Genomic DNA, 11,693 nt, shown 5'->3' with positions numbered 1-11,693 from the left:
TGTAACCAATCGCCTGTATTAAAGTATAATTTTCAGCTCTTTTGACACGTAATCAGTTTACTTTTTCCTGAAGGGGTATGCGATAACGCTACCTTGGTAAAGAGTTTTTCATATGGCTGGAGATCCTGTTCCACAAATTCACGGGCATCGGATGAGCCCATCATGAGCATCCTTATGTGAAATAATATTTTTATAAGGGGATGTCGGGGTACTTCATGCTCCATAATGAATACCAGGCCGTCTGGCTTGACCACCCGCTTCATCTCAGCGAGAGCTTGTATCCGCACCTGCCCTTTCAATTCGTACAAAGCGTGGGAACAACAGACAATATCAAAACAATCATCAGCATAGGACAAGCGGGCAGCATCACCTAAAACAAAAGCGACCCTGTTTTCTCCGTCTTTTTGCTTTGCCTTGCGTAACATACCTCCGGAAAAATCATAGCCGGTTACCAATGCTTCCGGATACTTTTTGGCAAAAGCGAGAATAACAGACCCTGTCCCACAACAAATATCCAATATCCTGATGTGGCGACCTCGAACCGTCTGGGCTGCGTCTACCAGAAATTGACGCGTTTCAGCACCATGACTGCCTGAGTGGATTTTTATAAAAAAATCATAAAAATGAGAAAAAATCGTATAATACCGCTGCCGGCCTGTTCGTATTTCAGACATGGGTGGGCACCTGTAACATGCAATAGTCACGATATACGCGGTAAAATGTATTACGCAGGCTTTTCAACGATACATCAAAAAAATCCTGGGGATACATTCTCTGGCAATGGCGGCATGGCGCCTTGTTGGGAGCACACATAAGCCGCCACCCGGTTTGCATGTTCGTTGATGGAATCAAGACTGTGTCCTCCAAGCAATCCGAGAACAGTAGTTGCAGTAAAGGAATCACCTGCACCGATGGTGGTAACAACCTGGCTTGCATATCCTGGGTGCCTTGAGACTTCGTTGGCAGTGACCAGAATACTGCCTTTGTCACCGCATGTAAGAACAGCGAGATTCAGTTGATACCGATTGACCAATGCCTTTAATTGCTCTTCATTTGGGCCACTCAGATTTTCCATTTCTGCCAGCAACACAATTTCTTCATCATTTAATTTCAGCACATCCGCACATTCCAGGGATGTACGAATAATCTCTTTGGTATAAAATTGCTGACGGATGTTCACGTCAAAGACCTTCAAGGCATCAGGAGCTCTGTTCTGTAAAAAATCCAATATGGTTTCCCGGGATTTTTCCGCTCTCTGAGCCAGGCTGCCAAAGCAGACGGCATCGAGCTGTTGGCCAAAGGTCATGGTTTCCCGGCTTACAGACAGGGTATCCCAGGCAACATTATCGGGGAATGTATACGTGGCAATCCCCTGTACGTCGACCTCCGCTTTCACGTACCCTGTCACGGCACCGGGAAGTATTGAAATATGAGCTGTCGACATGCCACGTTTTGCAAGCTCTTTCAGAGTGGCAGTCCCTCTTTCATCGTCACCGATGCTGGAGATGGCATACGCTTCAGCACCCAATGCACCGGCATGGTAGGCAAAATTGACCGGAGCACCACCCAATTCCTCAGAATCTTCCACTATATCCCATAAAATTTCGCCAATTCCAGCTATAACAGGGGGAGTATTCTTCGTTTGTATCATGTGCGTTTTTCATTTGCTCAGATTTAACACGAATGTAGTAACGTTGATCAGTTACTACTCAGAACCAATTGTAATATCAGTATTGTTGACCCCGTGATCAGTTACCGAATGTATCATCCAAAGATAATCAGAATTATGTATTCAGGGCAAGAAATACCTTTTCTGAAAGAGTATTCAAGGTATATGGTTTCTTTATATAATTCTCCACGCCTTGTTCTTCAAGAGCATCCAGACGATCTGGATCTGTATACCCAGAAGCAATAATCACCTTTTGCTTCTGGTCTATTTTCATAATTTTAGTAAACGTTTCCAAACCATCCATTCCCGGTTCCATGATCATGTCCAGGATGACAAGATCAAATTGCCTGCGCTGCAATATATCGATGGCAGCTTCTCCACTTGCTGCAATTTCAGGGATATAATTCAGGTATTCCAGCATTGAACCGGCAATTTCCCGTTGTTCTTCAATATCATCCACAACCAGTACCCGTTCACCGTGACCCTTTGAATAATCAGCCTGCTTGTGTTTCTCGATCTGACGGAGTTGCCTTCTGGTTGCCGGGAAATATACCTTAAACAGGGTACCTGTTCCCAAAGTGCTTTCAACCTGTATATATCCATTATGGCTTTTGACTGTATTCCAGACTATGGCCATCCCCAACCCAGACCCACTATGGCCCAGAGATTTTTGAGAATAAAACGGCTCAAATATTCGAGTAATGTCCTCAGGGGATATGCCTGAGCCATCATCCTGAATGGAAAGCACCACATATTCACCCTCAACAAAGCTTTCATACCCGGCGATGGGGGTGTCCACATATGCATTTTCAATGGTGACCTGCACAAGCCCTGTTCCAGAAACGGCTTCGACGGCATTTGATACCAGATTCATCACTACTTTGCTTAAATGAACAGGTGCCCCCTCAATGAGTTTGAGATTTTTTTCATACAATGTGGTTAATTTGACATCCGGATAACTGGCATGTAATCGTTCGAATTCAGGACTCTCTAAAAACTCCTCCACAATTACACGAAGGTTGAGAGTCTCTTTTGAAGCGACATTCTGCCTGGCCAGAGTCAGGAGATCCTGCACTATTACAGCGGCCTTCTCACCGGAACGTTTAATCGTCTCCAGGGGCTTACGCAGCGGATCAGACTCATCCACTTTCATAAGAATCAGTTCAGGATAACTTAAAAGTCCTGCCAGAATATTATTCAGATCATGGGCTACTCCACCTGCTAAAATACCTATTGCCTCCATGCTTTGAGACCGCAACAACTGTTCCTCAAGCCGTTTTTTCTCACTCACATCCAGGAAAGCCTCCAGAAAATGCGGCCTGCCTTCCAACTCTATTCGACTGACGGTTTTTAAAATCGGTAATTCAGTACCATCTCCACGCATGAGAACATGTTCTCCCTGATGACGTTGTTTTCCTGGCTCCAACAACATGGGACATGTTTCCCTGCTTGAACCACAGATAAACTTCTGGCATGGACAGTGGACGATATCTCCTTTTGACGCTCCGATCATGACTTCCGCCATGGAATTGATCTCTTTAATCCGCAGAGACTCCCCATCAACAATGAGTACTCCAATGGGAAGATTACCTAAAATCTGCTGGAGATTTTTCTCCCGCTCACTGGCTAGAATTTCAGCCTGTTCGCGATCTTTGACCTCTGCGGCAAGAAGTGTATTGGTTGTCAGAAGTTCCTGTTGTTCGTTTACCAGGGCATCAGCGGCTTCACGTGCTATATAATAGCGATCTCGAAGCATGTTATTCATGGCATTCTGCAGACGAAGTCCAAGGAGAACAAAAATGGCACCAAAGAAAAAAATAAGACTGACAAAAAGATCACTGACAAAATCTATCTGTTCATATATCGCCCAGGCAACACTCAGATATCCAAGGAGAAAAAACACCATCAATACGTTATGGACATTCTTGAATCGATTAAGTGTTGTCAGTTCATCCCTGGTGAATTCGTTAAAAATACGATAGGACTTGATACTGTAGGTCAGGCTGTACACCATGACAACGGCACCGCCAAGTATGATGCCTATGGAAAACAGGGATACGGTATTCATAGGTAACAGTCTCTTCTTTCAAGAATCTGCAGACAGAAACCGTTCTCAACAAAATGAGAATACACTTCGAGCCAAACTTCAATCGTGCAGACACAGGGGATATATGATCAAGAAATATCAAGTTATAATGCATTATAGCACAAGCCCTGTGCTCGTATGCCTGCAAGGTAAAACTTTTTTTAAGCTTCCCACCTTTGTATGTCCTGGAGCAGAGATGGGAAGAGATATTGTGTTATGGTGTTGAAATAGAGACCTGATCCTGCGTAGCAGGACAGCTCCTCATTGTATTATCATTAGACATAGAAAAAATGTGTGCGGCGGGATGAAAAGTTACTCCATTTATACTCTCTTAAGTATATCGTCTCTCAGGTTCATCAGGTACGATCAAACCCAGTGAACCTGAGAAGTGCACCGAGGTTGATCTGGCACCTGTAAGCAATACCCCTTATATCATGGAATGCAATCTATTGACGCAAACTCCGGCTCATGAAGAGGCAAAAGAATATCTGCCATATCTCGGATTTTCAGCATGATATCATAGGCGTCAAAGGTATTAACCACTGTTCCAGGTGGAATAACCTCCATTTCCATAGCCCGAACTTCAATGGACGGTTCAAAATTTTCTCTGATTACACAGAATCCGGTGATCACGGCTGTTCCTTTCTCCGTCGCAATGGCCACACTCATCCCTCCATCGGTATGTGCAGGGGTATGAATACAGGTAATTCCAGGAACAATCTCTGTATCGTCAGTCATTATGGTAATCTGGCCATTCTGTTCCACCTCCTCAATAAAATCAGCCAAGTATCGAAAATCTAGGGGATGGGGGTTGTGAATTCGCTGTAATTCTTTTTCGTGAACATAGATCTTGGCATTACTGCACTTGAAATCATTCTCGCAGTGATCATTATGTAAATGGGTATGGATGACGATATCAATATCTTCGGGTGTCAAGCCGTACGTATTCAATCCCTGTTCAAATGTATAAATCTTACCACCAATTGCCTTTTCCCGTGCCTCAGATTGAATAGGGCTCAATTCCCCGGTATCAACGAGGATGTTCTTATCTCCACCTTTGATATACCAGCAATATATTGGGATGGTATAGGTCTGCCCCCCTCCGTGCTGATATGTCATCATGCTTTTGTCAAACACTTTGGTACCCACAACCAATGGATGAATTGTATAAATCATACGAACTCCTACTGTTTGTCTTGAAATACCATGATAAAATAAATAGCTACAAAGCTACCCTGCAAATACGGACCTCTAAAAACAATTTTCCCAATGTACCTCGTCACGGCTTTTGACAATATACAAGCCGGCATTTTCATTCAGGTTCAAAGATATTCCATAGTTTCAGCACCTGCAAAACCTGCTACGCCCCCTAGGCTAAAAAACTGCACACCAATTTATAAATAAAATTGTTTAAAATGTTCACTTTTATTTATATAATAGACCTATATTCCTAAACCTTTTAGGTGACCGTTATTCAAAAGAAAACCCAGGAAGATCTCCGAACATAGACATTTTTTCTCAGGTCAAGATATTCCAGAGAATATGAACACCGTCATATACCTAACATCACGAGTATTATTTCGCCGAAATACCAGTGAACTGGGGAAAAAGGGTTTTCTCGGACAGCCTCCCCTGGGTGACATTGAACCCAAAAAATTGTTCACCCCATCAAACAGGAACAGGGAGAAAAAGATGCAGAAAGAGATACATGTATACTGGCACGATCATATAGTATCACGTGCACAAAGGGAGTCATTAACCGGACATAAAGGTTGCGTGATTTGGTTTACCGGATTAAGCGCATCGGGAAAGAGCACCATTGCAGCCCTACTTGATCACAAGCTTTATCACAAATACAGTGCCCACATTGCTGTTTTGGACGGTGATAACATCCGTCATGGACTCAATGCAAGTCCTCAGATACTTCGAAAAACGCACGGTGATGATTTTGCCCATCGTTTCGGATTGGGCTTTTCTGCAATTGAGCGCGAAGAGAATATTAGACGCATAGGCACGGTTGCCCGATTATTCTCGCAGAATGGAATCATAGCTATTACGGCATGTATCAGTCCCTATCGCAGGGACCGGGAGCGTGTTCGGGAGACACTTCTCCCGGAAGAATTCATAGAAGTCTTTGTGGATACCCCATTAGAAGTATGTGAAGAAAGAGATCCAAAGGGTTTGTATAAAAAGGCAAGAGCAGGTGAACTTAAAAGTTTTACCGGTATTGACGCTCCCTACGAACCTCCTTTGTCTCCGGAACTGACCCTTTCAGGAGGAGAAAAAAGCCCTGATATACTTGCAGATGAAGTCATCGAGCTACTCAAAAAAAAGGAAATAATAAGGAACGTCACACTACCTTTATAACAGGTTAACAGCTGTTACCTTTCGGAAACGTTTTTTCATTTCTTTTGGCATTCAAATCAATGATGATGGTCCCCTGAACAGGTGTCCGAGCCTTCAGGATTACGAATAACCTGCAGCAGTTTCTTGTCCATGGCATCCAGAGCCTCCCGGATCCCCATATCCGGGCCTGCATAGCGGGTAATTCCATCATCAGCCAAAATATCAAAGGCTTTTTCAGCCAACTTTCCTGTTATGACCGCTTCACACCGGTGTTCCACAATGATACGGGCAAGTTCCTGATCAGATTCCGGAGCACAGGTATGGGCAATGGGCAGACATTCCATGTTCTCAAAATTAACAATCAGCAACCAGGGGGTTTGGGCAAACTCATGATAAACAGAACTATCAAGACTTGAATCAGTGGATGACAACGCAATATTCATATTTTTTCCTTTTTGGCAAAAACGCAAGCACATGTGGAACAGCAGCCCTTCTCAATCCTCTTCATGGGGATCAAGAAGGAAAAAATCTGTGAGGGAAAATACGACATCAACATTTGCGTCCAAGCCATATTGTGGCTTCAGGTTTTCCGCCAACGCCTGTATCGCCTTTTCCATTTTATTTTTCAGGGCTGCAAGATCACTGATGCTATGTTCCTTGCTCTGCAGCACCATCCCACTGGCCAAACCAGCCCATTCCACCTTCAACCTCTGCATAAGATCTTCATATTCTTCAGAATGATAGACCATGGCCCCTGAAGGAGCGTCAAGAAACTGTATGCCTATAACCAGGTTGTACAGTCCCTGATTTTGTATCACAACAGGAGCAGTTACACTGTCTCGACTTATTGGCGATCGAACCGATGCCCACCCCTGTTCAGCAGTAATCAGACAAACAACTGTCAAAACCAACAAAATACTTTTTTTAAACATGGCAGGCTCCTTATGGTATGTATGCTCGACGATAAACTACCGGCCACCTTGAAAATTTGCTAAGTTGTTCAACTTCATCGTTGCATTCAAATTTTATCCTTGGAATATTAAATACCTGCGGCAAAATGTATCGTGCGCCTCGAACTTGAACAAATCTTTTATTTTTTCAAGGTACCCTATTATTTCAGTGGATAAACATTGCTTTAAAAAATCACTGGAAATGCGGGATAGAGTCAGTCCATATATGAAAAGTTACACTCGAGAGCAGGGCAACAAAAACTCCGAACAGACAATGTAGGGCAGGCACGGACTAATCTACATCCACCCACACCTCACGAACCACATCTTTCTGATCCTCCGGCTTCATTACCCTATAGGAGATAACCCCTTCCTGAAAAGTTCCATACATACCTTTTCTCGGCACTTTTAGAGTTCCGTCATCATCCAGTTCAACCATGGCAATAACATCCCCACCATTTCCCAGGGTCAGTTCACAGGGTACCTTACGCATATGTCACCTTGCATGTTATGACCTGAATCAGTATAGAATCAAGATCAAAATTCAGATAACCAACTCATATTACATAAATTATCCACAGCAGACGTGCAAGCTTTCCTACAAAAAACATGGTTTTCAGTGATAGCTTTTCACAAAGCACCTGCTCGTGGAGAAATGATTAAAGTTAACAGTTATTCAATATTTACAATAACTTACAAAAAAGAAGTATCAAGCACACCACCCAGGCCAGAAAAACTGCCAACTGGGCAGAACGTACCATAAGATTGCAGGCCAACTCGATATGTTCGACTTTTGGCGGCTCAAACTGTCTCCCGATATAAGGTTTTTCCACCAGGATACCGCCATAATAATTAGGTCCATTCAACCTCACCCCCAAGGCACCGGCAAAGGCAGCCTCAGGATAACCTGCATTGGGGCTGGCATGTTCCCGTCCTTCCTGCAGTGCCAATTTCCAGGCACGCCCACTGGTTGTAAAAGGCGGGATAGCTGCTGCCAGGGCAATAATGCCGACAGACAACCTGGCAGGAATCCAATTAGCCAGATCATCTATTTTTGCTGCAGCACGGCCAAAATAAAGATACTTGTCGTTCTTATATCCTACCATGGAATCCAGGGTATTTACCATCTTATAGGTGAGCATCAAAGGCCCGCCTCCAAGCGCTGCATAAAAAAGCGGCGAAACCACTCCATCCACAAAATTCTCTGCAACAGTCTCAACCGTTGCCCGGGCAATATCCTTGCCCTGATAGGATTGCACATCACGCCCGACAATCATGGCGACCTGTTCCCTGGCCTGATCAGTATCTCCGCGCTGCAATTCTTTGTAGATATCCATGGCAGCCTGTTTCAAAGACTGAATTGACAGGCAGTAAAACACCATAACTATTTCCAGCACAAGAGCCAGCAATGGAGAGATTGTCGCTGCAATTTTTAAGGCAAGGAAACAAAGGAGCCAGCAGGAAAAAATAAGAAAAAGAGCAAAACATCCCCCTGCAAGCAATTCACGGGAGATATAGCGCCTGAACCTGGGCTCGCTCCACATAATGGCATTCCCCATCCATCGAATGGGATGGGGCAGCCAGAGCGGGTCTCCGATCAAACGGTCCAGCAGAAATCCGAGCGGTATAATGATAGAAGTAAGCCACAGCTGCCATTCCATTTCCCGTTTACCCCTCTTCTCTGTAGCGTATCATAACATTTCGCAACTGTTGTGCAGCCTTCTCGTTGATATCTGAGTTTTTTAATGCAATACGCACATACTGATCGTTTAGCCCGTAAAAATTACTGCAGTTACGGATCAACAGACGTTCCTGCAACATAGCTTCACACAGGGATTCTGCACGCAGGTTTTCCGGTAGTCCAATGAGCATATAGGGGGTAAGGGTTGGATATATCTGCAAAGGAAGATCTTCCAGGCTGCTTTGGAAAACATCCACCTGCAAGCGAACAAAATCTGCACTTTGCTCTATGAATTCCAATGTTTCCTTTTTATGCGCACCAAGAAAAACAGCTGCCTCCTGGGCCAGGCTATTGGCAGACCAGGGCTGCATGAAGGCACGGAAGCGTTCCAACACCGGCTGTTCTGCAACCAAAAAACCTGCCCTGAGTCCGGGAATCCCGAAAATTTTGGAAATAGACCACAAGACCACTACATTTTCCAGACCTGACGCAGTCATACTGCGAGCATATTGTTTTGGAGCAAAAGGCAGATACGATTCATCAATCACAAAAGTTGTATCTGGTAGAGAACGGCACAATTGGACCAGATCATCGTGGGGAACACATTGACCGGTGGGATTGTTGGAATTGCAGAGAAACACCACATCATATTCTCTGGCCTGTATGGCTAATTGCTGGCAATCCAGCCTGAATCCATCCTCCGAACCTGCCAGAAAATATTTCTGCTCCACCTGGTGCATGGTGCAGGCAGAAGAGTAATCGGCATAGGTTGGCCCGACGACCAGCACGCGTTCAGGTTGCAAGGCTGGACAGACAGTATAAATGAACTGGGTGGTACCAGTGCCCATGAGCATCCGGGATGGATCAATATCCAGCAGATGTGCCATGGATGCAATAGCTTCTCCGGCATCGACCTCGGGGAGGGACATGACCTGCTCCAGGCGTTGCCCGAGATGTTCCATCAGGCCCGGAACCATACCCAACGGATTAATATTGCTGCTCATGTCAACAATATCCTCAGGCCTGCATCCAAGTTTGCTGGCTGCAGCTACTTTATTGCCGCCGTGACCGATAATCATTTCGTCTGCTCCTTTCTGAGCTGCTCCAGCAGCTGAAAAATTGCCTCCACATCCAGATTGGCGGCGGCATGTTCGGCAAGCTGATCATAGGCTTTATCCCGGGCTACCGGCCCGTAAATCTGGTCAACTTTCACATGGCTCAAGTCAATGGACTGCAACCATTTTTCAGTGATGGCCGGTGTATCGAACAAACCATGCATATAGGTCCCGATCACCCGGTGATTCTCACTGATGCATCCATCGGTATCCTCACAGGCCTGCTGATTGCGTTGCTCGACCTGCACCAATGGTGCACCTCCACTGTGATGGGTCTGGCCCATGTGAATCTCATACCCCCTTCCTTTGATTCCCTGCCAGTTAAAATCAGTTAGGGTGGTAGTCTTGGGAGCCTTGAGAATGGTTTCAACCGGCAACAGATCAAGTCCCCTGGTTGAACCGGGTGCCCCCTCTATGCCATCGGGATCATGCACATGGGAACCAAGCATCTGGTATCCGCCACACACGCCAAGCACATGGCCTCCTGCCTCGGCAAAAGTCGTTATTTCTTTCTTCCAGCCTGTGCTTTCAAGCCACTCCAGGTCGCTGCAGGTACTTTTGGATCCGGGTAATATCACCGCCTGAAAATTTTTCAGACTCTGGGGCTGGGAAAGATAGACCAGTTCAAGATCGTCGCAGTGCAGCAGAGGATCAAAATCAGTAAAATTCGATATGTGAGGAAGTTTTACCACCGCAATCGCCGGTTTTCCTCCCGTGGCTGGACGATAGCCTGGAGCTTTCTCAATAACCACGGCATCTTCTGCTTCAATGTGAAAATGCTTGAACCAGGGGAGTACTCCGTACACTTTTTTGCCGGTTTTCTCTTCAATCCAGTCCACCCCACTCCTGAACAGAGAAAGATCTCCCCTGAATCGGTTGATGATGAATCCACTGATCTGCTCCTGTTGCTCAGGACTGACACAGGCCAGCGTACCTACAATCTGTGCAAAAACTCCTCCCCTGTCGATATCTGCCACCAGAATAACAGGTGCCTCCGCATATTTGGCTGCACGCAGATTCACAATATCATTGTCCATGAGGTTTACCTCTGCGCAGGATCCGGCACCCTCCATGACAATGACGTCGTATTGCTCACGCAGCCTGTCCAGAGCGGCACAACTCTGTTTAAACAGGTACTCTTTTTTCTGATAGTATCCACGGGAGGAAGCTTCCAGCCAGGCCTTGCCATTCAGCACCACCTGGGAACCTACATCACTGGTAGGTTTGAGAAGCACCGGATTCATATCCACGTGCGGTGGAATACGACAGGCCTCCGCCTGGACAATCTGCGCCCTTCCCATCTCAAGTCCTTCGGGAGTGACCCCTGAGTTATTGGACATGTTCTGGGCCTTGAACGGAGCCACCCGCAAGCCTCTATTAAGCAGAAGACGGCAGACAGCTGTCGTCACAATTGATTTCCCCACGTCAGAGCCTGTGCCGAGAATGGCCAGGCATACTCCTCGCTTCCCCATGAATCCCCTTTTCTGTTAAAACAAGCCGATTTTAGGCAGCCAGATATATTTTTCAATCGTAACCAGTTACAAAAACGAACACTTTTAAGCTGTATCCGTCTCCCCTGTGAGTAGTTACTTTCAATCAATACTATAACTTCCCATGATATATAGCGATTTGATCCAGGGTTCAACACTAATAAAGAATTTACAGAGAATTCACGTGTCACCCTGCAGGCGATACGGCTGGCCGCCATAAATACCAGGAGAGCTCAAAGCTCCATTTGACAGCTGCCTTCCAACGGTGTTACTGTGTAAAAGGTATTGGATATCATACAGATTCTTCAACCATCAGAACGATAGGCCCAGGATAGTCCTGGAGCACCTGCAAACAC

Annotated in this window: 11 protein-coding genes; 1 reads left to right on the top strand and 10 read right to left on the bottom strand. The window is 45.5% G+C overall.

Translation table 11 applies throughout. The features are described 5' to 3' along the window. Window positions 1–32: 32 nt before the first annotated feature. From G493_RS0100125 to G493_RS0100110, 4 genes are all read right to left on the bottom strand, one after another. Window positions 33–674 carry a class I SAM-dependent methyltransferase gene (locus tag G493_RS0100125; protein WP_028578727.1) on the bottom strand — a complete coding sequence of 214 codons (642 nt, stop codon included), beginning with the start codon at window positions 672–674 and terminating at the stop codon, window positions 33–35. Window positions 675–748: 74 nt separating this feature from the next. Beyond that, window positions 749–1,651: a carbohydrate kinase family protein gene (locus tag G493_RS0100120; RefSeq protein WP_035272765.1), complete on the bottom strand. Its 903-nt coding sequence runs from the start codon at window positions 1,649–1,651 to the stop codon at window positions 749–751. Window positions 1,652–1,784: 133 nt separating this feature from the next. Further along, window positions 1,785–3,737, bottom strand: a complete 1,953-nt coding sequence (locus G493_RS0100115; RefSeq protein ID WP_028578725.1) for a PAS domain-containing hybrid sensor histidine kinase/response regulator — start codon at window positions 3,735–3,737, stop codon at window positions 1,785–1,787. Window positions 3,738–4,187: 450 nt separating this feature from the next. Continuing rightward, complete coding sequence (locus G493_RS0100110) at window positions 4,188–4,931, bottom strand: N-acyl homoserine lactonase family protein (protein ID WP_028578724.1); 744 nt, start codon at window positions 4,929–4,931, stop codon at window positions 4,188–4,190. Window positions 4,932–5,447: 516 nt separating this feature from the next. Here G493_RS0100110 and cysC point away from each other — a divergent pair. Beyond that, on the top strand, window positions 5,448–6,122 hold the full coding sequence (gene cysC, locus G493_RS0100100; protein WP_028578723.1) for an adenylyl-sulfate kinase: 675 nt from the start codon (window positions 5,448–5,450) through the stop codon (window positions 6,120–6,122). 56 nt (window positions 6,123–6,178) lie between these two features. Here the strand turns inward: cysC and G493_RS0100095 are convergent, their stop codons facing one another. The 6 genes from G493_RS0100095 to G493_RS0100070 all read right to left on the bottom strand — a co-directional run bounded on the left by G493_RS0100095 (window position 6,179) and on the right by G493_RS0100070 (window position 11,319). Next, window positions 6,179–6,544, bottom strand: a complete 366-nt coding sequence (locus tag G493_RS0100095; protein WP_028578722.1) for a NifB/NifX family molybdenum-iron cluster-binding protein — start codon at window positions 6,542–6,544, stop codon at window positions 6,179–6,181. A 51-nt stretch (window positions 6,545–6,595) separates the two neighbouring features. Next, window positions 6,596–7,033 carry a hypothetical protein gene (locus G493_RS0100090; protein WP_028578721.1) on the bottom strand — a complete coding sequence of 146 codons (438 nt, stop codon included), beginning with the start codon at window positions 7,031–7,033 and terminating at the stop codon, window positions 6,596–6,598. Window positions 7,034–7,343: 310 nt separating this feature from the next. After that, entirely contained in the window at window positions 7,344–7,544 is a 201-nt protein-coding gene (locus tag G493_RS0100085; RefSeq protein WP_028578720.1) for a hypothetical protein, read from the bottom strand. A gap of 190 nt (window positions 7,545–7,734) precedes the next feature. Then, window positions 7,735–8,712, bottom strand: a complete 978-nt coding sequence (gene cbiB / locus G493_RS0100080) for an adenosylcobinamide-phosphate synthase CbiB (RefSeq protein ID WP_028578719.1) — start codon at window positions 8,710–8,712, stop codon at window positions 7,735–7,737. Between the two features lie 7 nt (window positions 8,713–8,719). Beyond that, window positions 8,720–9,811 carry a pyridoxal phosphate-dependent aminotransferase gene (locus G493_RS0100075; protein WP_028578718.1) on the bottom strand — a complete coding sequence of 364 codons (1,092 nt, stop codon included), beginning with the start codon at window positions 9,809–9,811 and terminating at the stop codon, window positions 8,720–8,722. Continuing rightward, the gene (locus G493_RS0100070; protein WP_028578717.1) at window positions 9,808–11,319 is read right to left on the bottom strand and encodes a cobyric acid synthase; all 1,512 of its coding nucleotides are present in this window, start codon (window positions 11,317–11,319) and stop codon (window positions 9,808–9,810) included. The genes G493_RS0100075 and G493_RS0100070 overlap by 4 nt, the downstream gene beginning before the upstream one ends. Window positions 11,320–11,693 lie beyond the last annotated feature (374 nt).

The sequence above is a fragment of the Desulfogranum japonicum DSM 18378 genome (assembly GCF_000429945.1).
Taxonomy (GTDB): domain Bacteria; phylum Desulfobacterota; class Desulfobulbia; order Desulfobulbales; family Desulfobulbaceae; genus Desulfogranum; species Desulfogranum japonicum.
Note: the sequence above shows the minus strand (reverse complement) of the source record. Positions and strands in the feature narration are given on the sequence as shown.

What these genes read in the sequence shown, in the direction of transcription:
- G493_RS0100090 (WP_028578721.1), bottom strand. Translation starts at nt 7,033, where the DNA reads ATGTTTAAAAAAAGTATTTTGTTGGTTTTGACAGTTGTTTGTCTGATT.
- G493_RS0100070 (WP_028578717.1), bottom strand. Translation starts at nt 11,319, where the DNA reads ATGGGGAAGCGAGGAGTATGCCTGGCCATTCTCGGCACAGGCTCTGAC.
- G493_RS0100085 (WP_028578720.1), bottom strand. Translation starts at nt 7,544, where the DNA reads ATGCGTAAGGTACCCTGTGAACTGACCCTGGGAAATGGTGGGGATGTT.
- cbiB (WP_028578719.1), bottom strand. Translation starts at nt 8,712, where the DNA reads ATGGAATGGCAGCTGTGGCTTACTTCTATCATTATACCGCTCGGATTT.
- G493_RS0100095 (WP_028578722.1), bottom strand. Translation starts at nt 6,544, where the DNA reads ATGAATATTGCGTTGTCATCCACTGATTCAAGTCTTGATAGTTCTGTT.
- cysC (WP_028578723.1), top strand. Translation starts at nt 5,448, where the DNA reads ATGCAGAAAGAGATACATGTATACTGGCACGATCATATAGTATCACGT.
- G493_RS0100110 (WP_028578724.1), bottom strand. Translation starts at nt 4,931, where the DNA reads ATGATTTATACAATTCATCCATTGGTTGTGGGTACCAAAGTGTTTGAC.
- G493_RS0100115 (WP_028578725.1), bottom strand. Translation starts at nt 3,737, where the DNA reads ATGAATACCGTATCCCTGTTTTCCATAGGCATCATACTTGGCGGTGCC.
- G493_RS0100075 (WP_028578718.1), bottom strand. Translation starts at nt 9,811, where the DNA reads ATGATTATCGGTCACGGCGGCAATAAAGTAGCTGCAGCCAGCAAACTT.
- G493_RS0100120 (WP_035272765.1), bottom strand. Translation starts at nt 1,651, where the DNA reads ATGATACAAACGAAGAATACTCCCCCTGTTATAGCTGGAATTGGCGAA.
- G493_RS0100125 (WP_028578727.1), bottom strand. Translation starts at nt 674, where the DNA reads ATGTCTGAAATACGAACAGGCCGGCAGCGGTATTATACGATTTTTTCT.